General features: G+C 63.8%; 16 protein-coding genes. 7 read left to right on the top strand and 9 right to left on the bottom strand.

Features of this window, described 5'->3' with window-relative positions; translation table 11 throughout:
* Positions 1 to 100: 100 nt before the first annotated feature.
* Both RBA41_RS17910 and RBA41_RS17915 read right to left on the bottom strand, forming a co-directional pair.
* Entirely contained in the window at positions 101 to 1660 is a 1560-nt protein-coding gene (locus RBA41_RS17910) for a phytase (protein WP_306625549.1), read from the bottom strand.
* Positions 1661 to 1679: 19 nt separating this feature from the next.
* Positions 1680 to 4256 (bottom strand): TonB-dependent receptor, encoded by a 2577-nt coding sequence (locus RBA41_RS17915; protein WP_306625550.1) that lies wholly within the window; start codon positions 4254 to 4256, stop codon positions 1680 to 1682.
* Between the two features lie 283 nt (positions 4257 to 4539).
* On the opposite strand from RBA41_RS17915, the gene RBA41_RS17920 reads away from it, so the two are divergent.
* The 5 genes from RBA41_RS17920 (at position 4540) to RBA41_RS17940 (ending at position 8528) form a co-directional block, all read left to right on the top strand.
* Positions 4540 to 5466, top strand: coding sequence for a GGDEF domain-containing protein (locus RBA41_RS17920; RefSeq protein ID WP_306625551.1), 927 nt, complete (start codon positions 4540 to 4542; stop codon positions 5464 to 5466).
* Positions 5463 to 6530: an AraC family transcriptional regulator gene (locus tag RBA41_RS17925; RefSeq protein WP_306625553.1), complete on the top strand. Its 1068-nt coding sequence runs from the start codon at positions 5463 to 5465 to the stop codon at positions 6528 to 6530. Before RBA41_RS17920 ends, RBA41_RS17925 begins: the two co-directional genes overlap by 4 nt.
* Before the next feature lie 33 nt (positions 6531 to 6563).
* Positions 6564 to 6740: a hemin uptake protein HemP gene (gene hemP / locus RBA41_RS17930; protein ID WP_099881501.1), complete on the top strand. Its 177-nt coding sequence runs from the start codon at positions 6564 to 6566 to the stop codon at positions 6738 to 6740.
* A gap of 68 nt (positions 6741 to 6808) precedes the next feature.
* Complete coding sequence (locus RBA41_RS17935; protein ID WP_306625555.1) at positions 6809 to 7126, top strand: hypothetical protein; 318 nt, start codon at positions 6809 to 6811, stop codon at positions 7124 to 7126.
* A gap of 382 nt (positions 7127 to 7508) precedes the next feature.
* A complete protein-coding gene (locus tag RBA41_RS17940) occupies positions 7509 to 8528 on the top strand; it encodes a LacI family DNA-binding transcriptional regulator (protein WP_229413729.1) in 1020 nt (339 codons plus the stop codon).
* A gap of 21 nt (positions 8529 to 8549) precedes the next feature.
* On the opposite strand, the gene RBA41_RS17945 is transcribed toward RBA41_RS17940, so the two are convergent.
* From RBA41_RS17945 to lptF, 3 genes are read right to left on the bottom strand one after another with little or no spacing between them, the layout of a single operon-like run.
* Positions 8550 to 8915, bottom strand: coding sequence for a sirohydrochlorin chelatase (locus RBA41_RS17945; protein WP_306625556.1), 366 nt, complete (start codon positions 8913 to 8915; stop codon positions 8550 to 8552).
* The gene (lptG, locus tag RBA41_RS17950) at positions 8915 to 10108 is read right to left on the bottom strand and encodes an LPS export ABC transporter permease LptG (protein WP_306625557.1); all 1194 of its coding nucleotides are present in this window, start codon (positions 10106 to 10108) and stop codon (positions 8915 to 8917) included. Before lptG ends, RBA41_RS17945 begins: the two co-directional genes overlap by 1 nt.
* Positions 10105 to 11247: an LPS export ABC transporter permease LptF gene (gene lptF / locus RBA41_RS17955; protein WP_306625558.1), complete on the bottom strand. Its 1143-nt coding sequence runs from the start codon at positions 11245 to 11247 to the stop codon at positions 10105 to 10107. The genes lptG and lptF overlap by 4 nt, the downstream gene beginning before the upstream one ends.
* 59 nt (positions 11248 to 11306) lie before the next feature.
* On the opposite strand from lptF, the gene RBA41_RS17960 reads away from it, so the two are divergent.
* A complete protein-coding gene (locus RBA41_RS17960; RefSeq protein WP_306625560.1) occupies positions 11307 to 12800 on the top strand; it encodes a leucyl aminopeptidase in 1494 nt (497 codons plus the stop codon).
* Positions 12801 to 12882: 82 nt separating this feature from the next.
* On the opposite strand, the gene RBA41_RS17965 is transcribed toward RBA41_RS17960, so the two are convergent.
* From RBA41_RS17965 to RBA41_RS17980, 4 genes are all read right to left on the bottom strand, one after another.
* A complete protein-coding gene (locus tag RBA41_RS17965; protein ID WP_306625561.1) occupies positions 12883 to 13335 on the bottom strand; it encodes a hypothetical protein in 453 nt (150 codons plus the stop codon).
* An 86-nt stretch (positions 13336 to 13421) separates the two neighbouring features.
* Complete coding sequence (locus RBA41_RS17970) at positions 13422 to 13889, bottom strand: CreA family protein (protein ID WP_374709568.1); 468 nt, start codon at positions 13887 to 13889, stop codon at positions 13422 to 13424.
* 76 nt (positions 13890 to 13965) lie between these two features.
* The gene (locus RBA41_RS17975) at positions 13966 to 14154 is read right to left on the bottom strand and encodes a DUF1653 domain-containing protein (protein ID WP_306625564.1); all 189 of its coding nucleotides are present in this window, start codon (positions 14152 to 14154) and stop codon (positions 13966 to 13968) included.
* Entirely contained in the window at positions 14154 to 14531 is a 378-nt protein-coding gene (locus RBA41_RS17980) for a phiTE_015 family protein (RefSeq protein WP_099881518.1), read from the bottom strand. The genes RBA41_RS17975 and RBA41_RS17980 overlap by 1 nt, the downstream gene beginning before the upstream one ends.
* A 474-nt stretch (positions 14532 to 15005) precedes the next feature.
* Here RBA41_RS17980 and xth point away from each other — a divergent pair, with 474 nt between their 5' ends.
* Positions 15006 to 15776, top strand: coding sequence for an exodeoxyribonuclease III (gene xth, locus RBA41_RS17985; protein ID WP_306625565.1), 771 nt, complete (start codon positions 15006 to 15008; stop codon positions 15774 to 15776).
* The last annotated feature ends 87 nt before the right edge of the window (positions 15777 to 15863 follow it).

Below are 15863 nucleotides of genomic sequence, written 5' to 3' on the forward strand. Positions count from 1 at the left end.
GCGCAAACGCCGGCTCAGTCAAACCCCTGCACACGTCTGGAACTGATCCAGAACAAACCAACTGCGAATTCCCTTCTCCCTCGTTGCCGCGCTGGGGTGACTACAACTTCAACGCCCTCGCCACATCCTCCCAACTGACGTACTTGAAGTTCTGCGGCCCATCGGGCATGCGCTTGTACCCATCCTGAATCACCAGCATGCCCTGTGCATAAGGACCACCCAGGTTCTTCGACGTCACATCCAGTCCATCGGTGTCCGACGTGCCATCGATGCCCTCGGCCAGGTTGAAGCCCACCTTGAAGCGCCCGCGCACCTTGTACGGCGCTGCCGCATCGAGCACCACATAACTGCTGTCGCCCTGGCTCGACACGATCAGATACGCGCCCCTGGCGCCTTCGTAGATCGCCATGCCTTCCACATCGGCGTGCAGGTCACGCCCGACAGCGAGCACCATCTTGCGCGCCACCGGCTGATCGGCACGCGCCGCCAGGGTCCACACGCCACGCTTTTCCTCGCCGATGAACAGGCGCTCGTTGCGGTCGTCGGCAACGCAGCCTTCCGGCTGGCTGTCCACCTTGAACTCGCGCGCCAGCTTGCTGCTCCACGCGTCGCCACTCCTCGCGATGCGGAACTGGCGGAACGCCCCACCCTTGTCGTTGACGATCACGTCCAGCCCACCACTGCGTGGCTGGAACAGGCAAATGCCGTACACCTCCGGAAAACCGGTCGCGAAGCGCGTCAATTCAGCCACCTTGCCGTCGGCGTCGAAACCGAACAGCACCACGCTGTTGTCGTCGCGCTGGCTGGCCACGGCCAGGTCGACCGCCTTGCCATCCATGTTCACCCCCTGGCGCACATCGACGTTGTTCAGGCGGCCCACATCGAGGAACTGCTGCTGCTTGCCCTGCAGGTCGTACACCATCAAGCCCTGCTTCTTGTTCGTGCCCAGCACGCGCGAGCGGGCCGCATCCTGCGGGTGAACCCAGATCGCCGGATCGTCCGCCACGTCGCCCAGGCGCGCCACTGGCATCGTCTGCGCGCGCGGTTCGACCACCACCGCCGGAGACGCCGCGGGTCCCACCGGCAGACGCGCACCGGCCTTGAGCAGCCGGCGCGCCGGCGCCGCCTCGCTGTTCGCTTCATACGCCCAGGTACCGATGCCCTCCTCGTTCGCATACAGCGTGTGGCGCGCGTCGTCGACCTTGCACTGGCCGGCGTCGAGCGGCATGCTCAGTTTGCGCACCAGTTGCGGGGTGGCGCCGTGCATCAGCCATTGCTCGGCCTGACCATCCTTGGCGGTGACGAACAGGAAGTCGAGCCCCTGCTGGTCGCGGAACAGGCACAGTCCTTCGACTCCGAAAGGCTGCTGCGGCAGGGGCGCAAGGCGGGTCAGTTCGCCGCGTTTGATATCGACGCGGATCGGCAGCGCGTGCTGGGTGTCCGCATCGAGCACCACGGCGATGCCGCTGCCGCCGGCGCTGCGTACGTCGAGCTGTTTGGCGCGCATCGGCAGGCGGGCCAGTTCCTTGCCGGCGGCGTCGGTCAGCTGCAAGGCGTGCTTGTCGAGCGAAAGCCAGCCACCGCCATCGAGCGCGATGCGCTCCGCGGACTGCGCCGCCGTGCTGGCGAGGATGCACAGCAAGGCGGCTGCGCGGGTCATGTGTTTTTTCATGGTCATATCAGAAGAAGTTCGCTTTCAGACTCAGTTTGAAGGTGCGGCCGTACTGCTCGTACTGCACGTTGTAAGGCTTGGTGCCCTGGTACACATAATAGGTTTCATTATTCAGGTTGATGCCCTCGAAGACCAGCTGCACACGCTTGTTGATCTGGTAAGCGAGCGAAAAATCCACCTGGCGCTGGGCATCGACATAGCGGTCCTGCGACGCATCGAGCAGGTCGCCGCCGACTTCGAGCAGATAGGCCGACTTGTGATTGAGCGCCAGGCGCGTGCTCACGGGACCGTTTTCGTAACCGAGCATCAGATTGACGATCTGCTTCGACTGCCCCGGCAGCCGGATCTCGCGCGTCAGCTGGCCGCCGCTGGCCTTGTCGAAGCGGCCGATGGTGGCCTTGGCATCGTTAAAACTGGCATTGGCGCCGACCAGAATACCGTTCCAGGGCGCCGGCAGCATGCGCAGCGACTGCGAATACGACAGTTCGATGCCGTTCACGCGCGCCTTTTCGCCGTTGGCGTAGCTGGTGGCGGTGGTGTAGCCGGCCCATGCCCCGCTGCCTGCAAGATCGGTGGTGTAGGTGAAGTTCTTGATGTCCTTCGAGTACAGGTAGGCGGACAGCGCGCCGTCGGCGCCCAGCATGCGCTCGATGCCCAGGTCGACGTTCGCCGCCTTCAGCGGTTTGAGGTCCGGATTGCCGATCACCGCTTCCGTATTGCTGGCCAGGCTGATGCCGGGCGCCAGCTGGCTGAAATTGGCGCGTACGACGGCGTTGGTCCAGGCGGCGCGCACGCTGGTATCCTTATCGATATCGAAGCGCGCCTGCAGGTTGGGCAGCCAGTTCGAATAATCGTTGCTGCGCGAGACCGTCTGCAGGCCCGTGCCGGATACCTGTTGGCCGCGCGCCGCAAAGCCGGTGCGCTCGTGGCGAACGCCGGCCAGCAGGCGCCAGTTGCCGATGTCGGCGCCGGCCTGCACGTAGGCGCTGTCGATATCTTCATCCATCGAAAAGTCGTTCAGGTTCGATTCCGGCACCAGCCGCGCGCCGGCACGGTCCAGACCTGCCACGCGTGCGCGGATCAGCGCCGGATCGAGGCCAGGCCCGAGGTTGGCGAACGGGTAGTCCAGCGCACCTTGTGTAAAGCCGCTCATCGACACGCTGCCCGCGCCCCAGTAATTGCCGCTGCCCGCCTTGTTGCTGGTATAGGCCCACTGCTCGGTATCGTTCTCCTTGGTGCGGCGGCTGGCCTTGACGCCGCCCTTGATGTCGGCGGAAGTGTCGCCCAGCGCCAGGCGCCGGCTCAGGTCCAGCTTGACGTGGCGCTCGGCGTCCTTGCTGTCGCGCGCCTGCAAGGTGATGCCCTGCAGCTTGTAGCTGGCCGGGTCGACCAGGCTGGCGGGCCCCGTCAGGCGTGGCACGTCGGTGCCGGCAAAGCGCAGGCCGGCCACGTTGGCGCTGGCGCGAAAGCGCCCGTCGTTGATGCTCTCAGGCGTGTCTTCGCCGGCGCGGCTGGCGCCAGCGGACGCGGCCAGTTTCCAGTCGCCGGCGCGCAGTTCGCCGCCGACGACGGCGGAACTGATCTGCTGCGTGTATTTGCGCTGGCGCAGGCGGCGTTCGGCACGCGCGGTGAACGCCGTGTCGGGCGACGCGGCCCCGCCGGCGATGTTACCGAGCGACAGGCGGTCGCGCACTTCCTCGTCCGAAAAGCGGCTGAGAAAGGTATGCAGATACAGCGACTGGCCGGCCTGCGGACGGTAATCGACGTTCAGCGCCAGCGCATTGCGTTCGCGCTCGGGCAGATAATCGCGCAGTTCGAGGCCGGACAGCTTGCCCTTGTTCCAGGCGCCGCCGGTCTCCACGTTATCCGAGCCAAACTTGCGGCGCTCGCCGCTGATGCCGGCCGCGACACCGAGTTTGCCGTCCAGGAAGCGCTCGGCCCACAAGGCGCCGGCGTTCGGGCTGGTCTTGCCGGTATTCTGATCGCGGCTGGCGCCAGCGTGGAATGACAGCGCCGTGCCCGGCAAATCGAAGGCCGACAGCGACTTGACGTCGACCGAGCCGCCCAGCGAATTGGCATCCTGGTCGGGCATCAAGGTTTTGCTCACCTCCAGCGAACGAATCAGGCCGGCCGGCAGCACGTCGAGTGCGACCGCGCGGCGGCCCGCTTCCGGCGACGGCACCGAAGCGCCGTTGATGGTGACGGCGTTGTAATCGGGTCCCATGCCGCGCACCACGATGTAGCGGCCTTCGCCCTGGTCGCGCTGCACCGCCACGCCGGGCAGGCGGGCCAGCGCCTCGGCGGCGTTCTTGTCGGGCAGGCCGCCGATATCGTCGCTGCTGACGATGCTGACGATATTGTCGGCCTTCTGCTGGGCCGCCAGCGCGCGCTTCATGCTCGAACGGTGGCCGGCGATGACGACGGTGTCCGCCGGGATCGCGCTTGCCTCGCTGCTGCCGGCGGCGTTGTCGGCGCCATGCGCGATGCCGCCGCACAGTTGCAGGATGCCGAACGCAATGAGGGACAGGCGCGGAAGGCCGCCCGCCGCTGCGCGCTGACGCTGTTGTTGTTTGTCGCTGTTCATAGGATCGCCGTGGGATGGGTGAAAAACAGGGCGAAGTCTAGAGACCGAATATGTCCATCTCGTGACACGGCCCCCGCCACCACGGGCGACACGGGCTTTTACGGCGGCACATGAGCTGAAATGACCCGGGGGTTTGCGGGCCGCCGCCCGGCGCGGCGGGCATGGTGAGCCGATCGGACTGGCGCCGCTGCGCTGTTTGCACCCCCGCCTGTCATCGTCCTGTCACGCGTGCAGGCTAGTATCGGCACGTATCACCCTCATGCAAGGCTTTGGCCTTTCGCCCATGCTCCACTCACACCGCACTCCGCTCGTCCTGGCCCTGCTGGCCCTTGTCGCCTGCTGCTTCCTGTTTGCGTTCGCCGGGGTATCCAAGCCGCCCGCCGACTGGAAGTGGATCGATATCGCCAGCGAGGCGAGCATCGCCCTGATGGCCGGCGTGTGGTTCGTGCTGGTGCTGAGCAGCCGTCCGCCCGGCCGCGTGACCGCGCTGCTGGCCGCGGGCCTGGCCGGCCTGATGCTGGGCGCCAGCGCCGATTGCCTCGACGAGTTTTTCAGCGTGCCCAAAGGCCAGCTGTGGAACCATGTGATCGAGAGCGGCCTGACGCTGGCCGGCATGGCCGCCCTCACCTGCGGCCTGCTCGACTGGCGCCGCGAACAGTTCATGCTCAACGAGCACCTGCACAAGCGCGAGCGCCTGTTCCGCGATCACCGCTCGTTCGACACCCTCACCCAGGTGGGCGACGCCGACTACCTGCGCGCCCAGCTGCGCATCGAGCATGAACGCGGCACCGGCCCGGATTGCTGCCTGCTGATGGTCGATATCGACAGCTTCCACCTGATTAACCGCGGCCACGGCCAGCGCGAAGGCGACCGCCTGCTGCAAGCCGTCACCCACACCCTGTTGCTGAACCTGCGCCGCACCGACCTGCTGTGCCGCTATGCGGGCGACCGCTTCGCGATCCTGCTGCCGGGGACCGATGCCGACACCGCGCGCGCACTGGCCGAGCAGCTGCGCCGCGCCGTGGCGACGCTGCGCCATCACACCCACAGCGGCGGCGACGCGCTGCAGGTGACGGTGCGCTACGCGGTGCGCCATGTCGACATCGAGCCGCGCCAGTTGCTCAAGGAAATCAACCGCGCGCTGGAACGGCGCATGCCGCAGCCGGCTCCCGCCGCGGAGGATGCCAGCAGCTTCGCCGCGCCCGCGTGAGCCGCTTCCTGCAAGCGGGCGACGCCTGCATCGTGGCGCAGCACCAGCCCGCGCTGGTGCTCGACTACGCGCGCAGCCGCGACCTGGCGCCGCGCGCGATCCTGGCCGGCACCGGCATGGACGACGTGCAGGCGCCCGACGCGCAGCAGGCCATCAGCCCCACCGAATACCTGCAATTGCTGGCCAACGTCGCCGCCGGCCTGAAAAGCCCGGAGACGAGTTTCATGCTGGGCCAGCAGATGCTGCCCGGGCACTTCGGGGCCCTGAGCCACGCGCTGATGCACGCGCACAGCCTGCGCGAGGCGATCGCGCTGCTGGTGCGCTTCCAGATGCAGCTGTGCCCCTTGCTGGCGCCGCGCTTTCGCGAGGAAGGCGGGCTCGGTGTGCTGTACTGGACCGACAGTTTCGGCGCCGGCCAGCAGCGCGGCTTCCTGGTGGAGATGCACATGACCGCCATGTCCGCGATGTGCCGCTGGCTGGGCGGCGAGCGCCTGCCGTGGCGCTACTGCTTCAACCGCACACCGCCGCGCTACACCGAGCAGCACGAGGTGCACCTGGGCGAACAGCTGCGCTTTCACTGCCACCTCGACGCCATGCTGATCGGCGCCGCCTGGCTCGACCGCCCCTGGCCGCGCGCCAATGCGATGGCGGCGGCAGTGGCGCGGCGCACTGTCGACGCGGCCAACGCCGGCAGCGGCCAAGCGGGCCAGCGCAGCCTGTTGTGCGCCCTGTACGATTACCTGCTGGAGCACATCCGCAGCGCGCCCACGCTGGAACAGTGCGCTATCCAGTTCGGCGTCAGCCCGGCGACCCTGAAACGCCACCTGGCGCGCCACGGCAGCCACTTCCAGGCCGAACTCGACCAGGTGCGGTCCCATGTCGCCCTGCATCTGTTCCATGGCGGACGGCACGACAACGATGCCGTCGCGCGCCACCTCGGTTTTCACGACGCCAACAACTTTCGCCGCTCCTTCAAGCGCTGGACCGGCATGACGCCCATGCTGTTGCGGCAAAGCCTCGACGCTTACCGCTTGCAATCGGGAGACACATCGGCCATAATCTAAATGAGAATTGTTCTCATTCACTGAAAGGCAGCGATGAATACTACCCAACAACCCGTGCGCGCGATCCCGGCGCCTGTCGCACCTGCGCTTCCGCTGCGCGTCAACAGCCAGGAACTGCTGCGCCAGGGCAAGTCGATCCAGATCGAACACGACGGCAAAATCTACGAATTGCGGGTCACCCGGCTCAACAAGCTGATCCTGACCGCCTGACCGACCAACCCCCAGCCAGCCAGCGTTGCACGCGCCAGCCAGCCATCCCTTTTTGACAGGAGCATCGCATGGCTATCGACATGGCAGGTCCCGCATTTACCGCATCGGCCAGCGCGCCGCCCCAGCCCGAGCTGCTGGTGTCTGCCGCGCTGCACCTGATGTCCCACTACAGCGCCAACGCGGCGCAGGCCGGGCCCTGCCTGAAGCTGGCGTCCGTGATCGAGCGCCATCTCAAGGCGCTGGCCAGTCATGCCGACCTCAATCCGGTACTGCGCGCCACGTGCCAGCAATTGTCGGAGCAATGGGCCGCGGTGGTCGACCAGGCGCTGCCGCGCCCGTCGCGCCCGACCTTGTTCAAGCGCTTCGTGGGCGGCACGCGCCAGTAGTGACAAGCGGCGGTCACGGCGGCCTGCCGGCCGGGCGGGCCAATACGTTCGCGCGGCGCGCAATCGCCCACCCGGCGTTGAAGATCGCGGCTACCAGCCCGCGTGGCGCCCGCCGCGCCGCTGACGGCGACGCGGACCCCTTGCCCGATACGGCGCGGTAACGGCGATGATCGGTGCGGGTGGGCCGGCGGATCCGGCGGGCGCGGTGCGAATATTCCGTGGTGCCGCGCGCACCGCCGGCGCCAGTCCAGCCAGCGCGCATGAAAACGTTTTCAAAGCCGCGCAACCTGTGTACACTCTGGCCGGCTGTTTATTTCGTGGGTCGTTCCACTTATGGTAATCTCGCGGTGACAGCCGTTCCGCCCCCTACCAGGACCTACCCTTGACCGACCACGACAACGCTGCCCCGCCCTCCACCCTGATCGACGTTGCACGTCATGCCGGCGTTTCGCCGAGCACCGTATCGCGCATCCTGAACGGCACCGCCAAGGTCTCCGACGACAAGCGTACGGCCGTCATGGCGGCGATCGAAAAGATGCACTTCGCTCCGAACCAGATGGCACAAGGCCTCAAGAAGGGGCGCTCGATGACCATCGGGATTGTGGTGCAGGATATTTCGAGCCCGTTCTTCGACGAGACGCTGCGCGGTGTCGACGATGGCTTGAAGGGTACGGGCTACGCGTCGGTGATCGTGAGCGGCCACTGGAACGCGGTGGAAGAAACGGAACGCATCCGCCTTCTGCTGGCGCGCAAGGTCGATGGCATCATCCTGCTGTCGGGCCACCTGGGCGACGACACCATTTTGCAGTTTGCGAACCACCGGCCGATCGTCTCCACCGGGCGCGAACTGCGCACCAAGAGCGCGCTGGGGTTCAAGCTCGATAACGAAAACGGCGCCTTCATGGCGGTGCGCCACCTGGTCGAACTGGGACACCGGCGCATCGCCTTCGTCACCGGGCCGCCGCACCACCGCGATGCCGACGAACGCCTGATCGGCTACAAGCGCGCGCTCGCCGAATCCGATATCGCGTACGACGACAAGCTGGTGGTGGGCGGCGACTTCCACGAATCCGGCGGCCTGCTGGCGGTAAACCATCTGTTCGAGACCAACCAGCAGTTCACGGCGGTATTCGCGGCCAATGACCTGAGCGCGTATGGGGTGAGATTGTGCCTGTACCGCAAGGGCATCCGGGTGCCGGAAGATATTTCGCTGGTCGGCTTCGATGATTTGCCGGGGTCCTCGTACACCACGCCGCCGCTGACCACGATCCGCCAGCCCCTGTACGACATGGGCCGCATCGCCACCAATGCCCTGCTGGCGCTGATCAACGGCGAACCGGTGGTGGCGCAGATTCCGCCGCTCGAACTGGTGGTGCGCGAAACCACGCGCCGGGTACGCTGACGCCGGGTTAAAGCGCGCCGCTTACAGCTGCGCCACGCAGAAATCGGTCATCGCGGCCAGTACGCTCGGGTCTTCCCCGACCGCACCGGTCACCTTGACGTCCATGCCCGGATGGTCGAGCCGCAACTGCTCGACGATCAGCGGCAGGTCGCGCAGCAAATGCCCGCCCTGCCCCAAAAATACCGGCACCACCGTCACCGCGGTGACGCCCTGCGCGGCCAGTTCGGCCACGCGTTCGGGCAGGCGCGGCTCCATCAGTTCGAGAAAGGCCAGCGACACCGGCACGCCCGGCGCGCGCGCCTGGGTCAGTTCGCGCAAGCGCTCGAAGGGCGCGGCCCAGGTGGCGGCGCGGGCGCCGTGGGCAAACAGGATCAGTGCGCGGGTCATCAGTGTCTCTCCACCCACCATAGCGCCGCAAGGGCCAATAGCAGGAACAGCAAACTCGGGGCGATCGCCACCAGGATGGCGGGCATGGAACTGAGCAGGCCGACGTGGGCGAACAGGTTATTGATCAAAATGAAGCCGACCCCGATCATGATGCCGACGAAAATCTTGAGGCTCACGCCGCCGCTGCGGGTATGCAGGTAGGCGAACGGCAGCGCCAGCGCCATCAGCACGAAAATGGCCAGCGGACCGAACAGCTTTTTCCAGAACGCGATCTTGAAGCGTTCGGTCTCCTGCTTGTTTTCGGACAGGTGGCGCGTGTAGATGGCCAGTTCGGTGGCCGACATGCGCACCGGGTCCGAGGCCGATACCGAAATGATCTTCGGCGTGATCTCGGACACCAGCTCCATGCTGGGAAGCTTGCGCGTGGCGACCATGCTGGTCTCCTGGCCGAAGGTGCCTGGCGCGCTGGCGCCGGCCGCAGTGGCGTTAGCCGCGCCGCCCGGCGGCGGCAGTTCGCGCGTGTTGGTGAAGCGCGTTTCGGTCACATCTTCCAGGCGCCAGGTGCTGTTGCCGGTGAAGACGGCGCGCGCCGCGGTGATCAGGGAGCGCATGCGGAAGCTGGTGTCGAATTCGTACAGCCGCACATCGAGCATCTGGCCGTCGGTGCGGAACTGGCGCACGTTGAAAAAGCGCGAGCCGGTCACGGTTCCCCTGGTGCCTTCGGTGCGCACGATATCCTTGGTCCACATCCCGGAACGGAACTCCTGCGACACGGTGGCGCCGCGCGCGCTCAGTTTCAGCTTTTCCGCCAGCGGCGCGGTGCGCGGCGCAATCAGCTCGCCGAACACGAAGGTGATGATGACGAACACGAAGCCGATCTTGAACAGCATCCATGCCGCCATCTGGGTCGACATGCTCGACGCGCGCATGATGGTGAACTCGGAAGTCGACGCGAACTGCGCCATCGTGTAGATGGTGCCGATCAGGGTCGCTACCGGCATCACCTCGTACACGTGGAAGGGCACGCGCAGCAGCACATACAAGAAGGCGTGCTGGATCGCGTAGCCTTCCTTGCCCACCGACGGCAGTTCGCCGGTCAGGTCCATGAAGGCGCTCAGCGCCAGGAAGGCGACCAGCACAAAGGCGACGGCCTGCGCGATCGAGACCGCGAAATAACGTTGAAGCACTTTCATTTTGCGGCTCCCGTCGACGCGGATTGCTCCACCCGGCCGCGCTTGAGCGCAGCCCACAACACCAGCGGGTGATAGCGATGGTTGACGTTCAGGCGCCATGCGAACATGCCGACGGTGAGGATCGCCACGAACAGATGCAGCGGCCACCAGGCCATGTTGAAATCGGACTTGCCCTGGCGGACATTGGCCTCGGCCAGCTTGGTCAGGTTAATGTAGGTGAAAAAGATCAGCAGCGCGATGATCAGGTTGGCCGCGCTGCCGGCGCGCGGATTGACGAAACCGAGCGGAATGGCCAGGAGGATCAGGAGCAGGCAGGTGATCGGCGCGGCGATGCGGTACAGCAGTTCGGACTGGGTAAAGCGGTTGGGCGTGGCCAGCAGCTCGCGGGTGGACATGGCGTCGGACGAGATATCGCCATTCATCGACGAACTCTTGGCGGCCACGCGCATGCTGTAGCGGCCGAACTCCATCGATTGAAAGTCGGCCTGGCCCGGCACGCCCTGGTAGCGCCGGCCGTTTTTAAGCACCAGGAACTGGCCGCCCTTGCCGTCGGACTCGATCACGCCTTCCTTGGCGACGATGACGGAATTGACGTTCTTCTCGATGGTATTGACGAACACATTTTGCACCACGGTCGATTCGCCGGTAACGGCTTCGACGAAAAACACGCGGTTGCTCGACGAGGATTCCTTGAACTGGCCGGGCGAGACCTTTTTCAGGTCTTCGCGCTTCTCGAAACGCTGGACGAATTCGGTGCTTTTCATCTTGGCCCAGGGCGTCACGAACAGGCTCAGGGCGCCGGTCAGGAGCATCATCGGAATGCCGAAAGTGAGGATGGGGCGAATCCAGCGCGTGAGCGACAGGCCCGATGCGAACCAGACCACCATCTCGGAATCGCGGTAGCTGCGCGTGACCACCGCCAGCACCGAAATAAAGCTGGTGAGAGTCAGGATAGTTGGCAGATAATTCAGCGTTGCGAAGGCGATCAATGCCAGCACGTCGCTCGACCCCACCTTTCCGCCTGCGGCCTTGCCGAGGATGGAGATCAGGGTCCACGTGGCGACGATGGAAAACAGCACCGTGAAAGTCGTCCCGGCCGAACTGGCTAATTCACGTTGCAGGGCGCGTTGAAAGATCATTCGAAAGTTATAATCACAGGTTAGGCAGTGCGCGTCACAAACACGAAACGGAGATTCAAATGGACTTTAGCATAAAAGCATTCGACACAAAGAACACCATCACGTCGGCCAAAACCGGATGCGTCGCGGTTGCGGTATTCGAAAACAAAAAACTGTCGCAGGCTGCAAAAGCCCTCGACCAGGGTGGTGAAATCACGGCTGCGCTCAAGTCCGGCGACATTACCGGCAAGGCTGGTTCGACCCTGCTGTTGCGCGGCATTTCCGGCACCGGCGCGGCGCGCGTACTGCTGGTCGGACTGGGCAACGACGAAACGGTCAGCGAAAAAAGCTTCACCTCCGCAGTGAACGCGACGCTCAAGGCTTTCGCCTCGCTCGGCGCCGCGGACGCCATTATCGCACTACCCATGACGGATGTGAAAGAGCGCGACGTCAGCTGGGCCGTGCGCACCATCGTCTGCGCCGCCCACGAGAGCGTTTTCCGCACCGATGGCCAGAAGAGCAAGAAGGACCCTGCCCCCGCCGGCGTGCGCAAGATCACCCTGGCCGCCGACGCCACGTCCGACGTCAAGACCGCGCTGGCGCAGGCGATTGCGATCGCCAACGGCATGGACCTGACCAAGGAACTGGGCAACCTGTCGGCCAACGTCTGCACCCCGACCTACCTGGCCGATACGGCGCGCAAGCTGGCCAAGGACTACAAGTTCGACGTCGAAGTGCTGGACCGCAAGCAGCTCCAGGCGCTCAAGATGGGCAGCTTCCTGTCGGTCACCAACGGCAGCGAAGAAGCACCCAAGTTCATCGTCCTCAAGCACATGGGCGGCAAGGCCAAGGATGCGCCGGTGGTATTGGTCGGCAAAGGCATCACCTTCGACACGGGCGGCATTTCGATCAAGGCCGGTCCCGGCATGGATGAAATGAAGTACGACATGTGCGGCGCCGCGTCGGTGCTGGGCACCTTCCGCGCGATCGGCGAAATGGGCCTGAAGCTGAACGTCATCGGCGTCATCGCCGCGTGCGAGAACATGCCGTCTGGCCGCGCCACCAAGCCGGGCGACATCGTCACGTCGATGAACGGCCTGACCATCGAAGTACTCAATACCGACGCCGAAGGCCGCCTGGTGCTGTGCGACGCGTTGACCTACTGCGAGCGTTTCAACCCGGCCGCGGTAATCGACATCGCCACCCTGACCGGCGCCTGCGTGGTGGCACTGGGCCATCACAACACGGGCCTGTTCACCCGCACCGACGACGCGCACGAGAAGCTCGCGGGCGAACTGCTCGCCGCCGGCAAGGCAGCGAGCGACACCGCGTGGCGCCTGCCGATCGAGGAAGTCTACAACGAACAGCTCAAGTCCAACTTCGCGGACCTGGCCAACATCGGCACGCCGGGCGGCGCCAGCGTGACGGCGGCCTGCTTCCTGGAGAACTTCACGCGCAAGTACACCTGGGCGCATCTGGACATCGCCGGCACCGCATGGAAATCGGGCGGCGCAAAAGGCGCCACCGGCCGTCCCGTGCCGCTGCTGTCGACCTTCCTGATCAATCGGGTTTAAGCGCGCGGGTTTAAGCGCGCCCGCAAGCGGCACATCGAGCAATAAAAAAGCGGCCTCGCGGGCCGCTTTTTTTGGTCGCGCGCTAGTGCAGCGCGGTGCCGGCCGTCTCCGGCGGGGCATGCCGATAGTCGGGCGCCCCGGTGCGGCGCATCAGCACCGTCAGCGTCTCGGGATAATCGAAACCGGCGCCGGTGCGTTTGTCGAGCAGATAACCGAGGCCCGCGGTCAGCACCGCATTGCCCACGGTGGCGCTGGCATTGGCCCTGGACGCAACCACATCCTGGCCGGCGCTCACGCCATCCTTTTTACAGTCGACGAACAGGTTGCCCGCGCTTTTTTGCACGGTCACGTGGCCGGGCGAAGTGACGAACCAGCGGCCCTTGTCGTTGGTCAGCACGCAGCCGGCGCCGCCGATTTCGCGGTTGTCGGCGATGGTGCGCACCATCAGCGTCTGCTGGTTCGATTCGCTGATCGTCGCGCAGCCGCCCAGGGCGGCCAGCAGCGCCAGCGCGCCTGTCCGTAAAAAAGTCGCCATCATCTCCATCCAAAATAGTTCTTCAACCTGTTTACGGCAGCTGCCCAGGGTTCCTGAATACCATATTGAATACTACCCGATGAATGCTACTTGAGCGGAATCGGCTGGCTGGTCGGCACCGGCACGGCGGTCACGCTGTTTTTCGGGCTGCCGTCGATCAGGCGGTCCGAATACACGAGGTAGACCAGCGCATTGCGCTTGGTGTCGACCATGCGCACCACGCGCACATGCTTGAAGAAGATCGAGGCGCGCTCGCTGAAGACTTCCTCCTGGCGTGGAATCTTGCCGTTGAAGGTGATCGTACCGACCTGGCGGCAGGCCACCGACGAGTCGGCCTTGTCTTCGGCCAGGCCCACGGCGCCCTTGATGCCGCCGGTCTTGGCGCGCGACAGGTAGCAGCTCACGCCGCGGACAGCCGGGTCGTCGAATACTTCGACCACGACCTTGTGGTCGGGGCCAATCAGCTTGAAAGCGGTATCGACCGAGCCCACGGTTTCCGCAGCGGCGCCGGCGGCGGCAGCGGACAGCGCGAGACTCAGTGCGAGTCGGGTCATTCGCATAGTTTGATTCCTGGAGGTAGGTGCTGGAGATGGGTGCTGGAGATGGATACGTCCCAAGGGGCAGGCAAGGCTAGGCAACCGGCGCAAAGCGCGGTACCAGGATGCCGTCGACATCGACCAGTTGAAAGAACACGTCTTTCGGCCGCGTCCATATAGAACCGTCCGCTGCGCGATACACGATCATCTCCGAGAGATCCGATTCAAGAGTGGCCACGCACACTAAGTCGTACAGGCCACCCTTGTAGTGCCGGTATTGCATCAACTCTCGGTCTTGTCTTCGGCCAGAGCTTTCTGCTTCTTCTTCAAGCCCTGGATGACCTTGAGAACACCTTCGATACCAGCGGTATCGTCGAGGTCACTGAAAGCATCAAGGACTTCATTGAGAACCCGGTTACGCACTGCGGTTTCATCCGACGCCGGTGCGCTTGCGCGTACCGGATCAGCCGACTCTTTCGAGGCGGCCTTTTGCGCCGAATATTTCGCTGTCGCCGCGGCTGTTTTGCCGTGCGCCAGCGCCGCTTGCCAGATTACCCAGCGACGTTGTGTTTCAAACACGAGATATTCATCGGGCTTATCTTCGCGGCGTCGAACGATATGACCATCGCGCTGCGCCCATGCTTCAAATGCACTTCGCATTTTAATCCTTTACAAATGCTGTCTTCGCATTTCTTCACTAATCAAAACAGAATTGTTTCAACTAGTACCACCTTGCCGTTTGTGTCATGAAACCGCCACAAACATTAAGGGCGTGTAACTCTTCACGCTACGGATTCGGACCGTTGGTTCTCACCACCACCGACCCGATAAACTACATATTACTCCGTGCGTTATAAGAATGCAATTTTTTATTCCCCATGAGTAACAATAGTCCAAAATCGTTGTTTTGTCTTCCTGTTGTTACATCTAATTACATCTTGCGAGCGGTTAAATCTCGGGGACAACAAAGTTTAACATCTCCACGGTATTTTTTCGATAAAAGTGTTGATAACACAAGCGTATGCTCACTGCATGAAAGGTCGATTTCGATAACTAAGAGCATGTTCTTGCATGAACGGCACATTTAACGCGATACTGCCTGTTTTTAGCCTCAATGGCCGTCCGAGACCCTCCATGAAAATAGCAACCTGGAATGTTAATTCCCTCAAAGTACGACTTGCTCACTTACTGCAATGGCTTGAAGCCAATCCCGTCGACGTACTTTGCCTACAAGAGACAAAACTCACGGACGATAAGTTCCCGTTTTCTGAAATTAATGCGGCGGGGTACGAAGTTGCCTTCAGTGGACAGAAAACCTATAACGGTGTCGCAATCTTGTCGAAGTTACCACTAACTAATGTCATCAGAAACAATCCCCTGTTTCCCGATGAGCAGCAGCGAATCCTTGCGGCAACCATCGGCGGCGTTCGTTTCATTTGCGCATACGTGCCCAATGGCCAGGCGGTGGACACCGACAAGTATGCGTACAAGCTGGCATGGCTGGCGTCGCTGCGCGACTGGCTGGCCGATGAAATGCGGGCGCACGCCGAGGGCGGCCTGGCCATTCTGGGCGACTACAACATCGCGCCGGAAGACCGCGACGTGCACGATCCGCTGGCCTGGGCTGGCCAGGTGCTATGTTCCGACAAGGAGCGGGCGGCGCTGACGGCGCTGGTCGATCTGGGGCTGACCGACGCGTTCCGCCTGTTCGAGCAAGCCGACAAATCGTTCAGCTGGTGGGATTACCGGCAGCTCGGTTATCAGAAAAACAAAGGGCTGCGCATCGACCACATCTTGCTCTCCGATGCGCTGGCCAAGCGCTGCACGGCGTGCGCGATCGACCGCGTTCCACGCAAATGGGAACAGCCATCCGACCACGCCCCCGTCATCGCCACCCTCGACTAAAAAAGTTTCCTAACCGGGGTCAGAGCTCCGACTCGAAACATTTCCTAACCGGGGTCAGACCTCCGACTCGAAACATTTCTTAATCGA

The sequence above is a fragment of the Massilia scottii genome, assembly GCF_030846495.1.
Lineage (GTDB): Bacteria > Pseudomonadota > Gammaproteobacteria > Burkholderiales > Burkholderiaceae_D > Telluria_A > Telluria_A violaceinigra.

What these genes read in the sequence shown, in the direction of transcription:
- RBA41_RS17945 (WP_306625556.1), bottom strand. Translation starts at nt 8,915, where the DNA reads ATGACCCGCGCACTGATCCTGTTTGCCCACGGCGCCCGCGCCGCCACC.
- RBA41_RS17970 (WP_374709568.1), bottom strand. Translation starts at nt 13,889, where the DNA reads ATGACCCGACTCGCACTGAGTCTCGCGCTGTCCGCTGCCGCCGCCGGC.
- hemP (WP_099881501.1), top strand. Translation starts at nt 6,564, where the DNA reads ATGAATACTACCCAACAACCCGTGCGCGCGATCCCGGCGCCTGTCGCA.
- RBA41_RS17975 (WP_306625564.1), bottom strand. Translation starts at nt 14,154, where the DNA reads ATGCAATACCGGCACTACAAGGGTGGCCTGTACGACTTAGTGTGCGTG.
- RBA41_RS17965 (WP_306625561.1), bottom strand. Translation starts at nt 13,335, where the DNA reads ATGGCGACTTTTTTACGGACAGGCGCGCTGGCGCTGCTGGCCGCCCTG.
- xth (WP_306625565.1), top strand. Translation starts at nt 15,006, where the DNA reads ATGAAAATAGCAACCTGGAATGTTAATTCCCTCAAAGTACGACTTGCT.
- RBA41_RS17910 (WP_306625549.1), bottom strand. Translation starts at nt 1,660, where the DNA reads ATGACCCGCGCAGCCGCCTTGCTGTGCATCCTCGCCAGCACGGCGGCG.
- RBA41_RS17915 (WP_306625550.1), bottom strand. Translation starts at nt 4,256, where the DNA reads ATGAACAGCGACAAACAACAACAGCGTCAGCGCGCAGCGGCGGGCGGC.
- lptF (WP_306625558.1), bottom strand. Translation starts at nt 11,247, where the DNA reads ATGATCTTTCAACGCGCCCTGCAACGTGAATTAGCCAGTTCGGCCGGG.
- RBA41_RS17960 (WP_306625560.1), top strand. Translation starts at nt 11,307, where the DNA reads ATGGACTTTAGCATAAAAGCATTCGACACAAAGAACACCATCACGTCG.
- lptG (WP_306625557.1), bottom strand. Translation starts at nt 10,108, where the DNA reads ATGAAAGTGCTTCAACGTTATTTCGCGGTCTCGATCGCGCAGGCCGTC.
- RBA41_RS17935 (WP_306625555.1), top strand. Translation starts at nt 6,809, where the DNA reads ATGGCTATCGACATGGCAGGTCCCGCATTTACCGCATCGGCCAGCGCG.
- RBA41_RS17980 (WP_099881518.1), bottom strand. Translation starts at nt 14,531, where the DNA reads ATGCGAAGTGCATTTGAAGCATGGGCGCAGCGCGATGGTCATATCGTT.
- RBA41_RS17920 (WP_306625551.1), top strand. Translation starts at nt 4,540, where the DNA reads ATGCTCCACTCACACCGCACTCCGCTCGTCCTGGCCCTGCTGGCCCTT.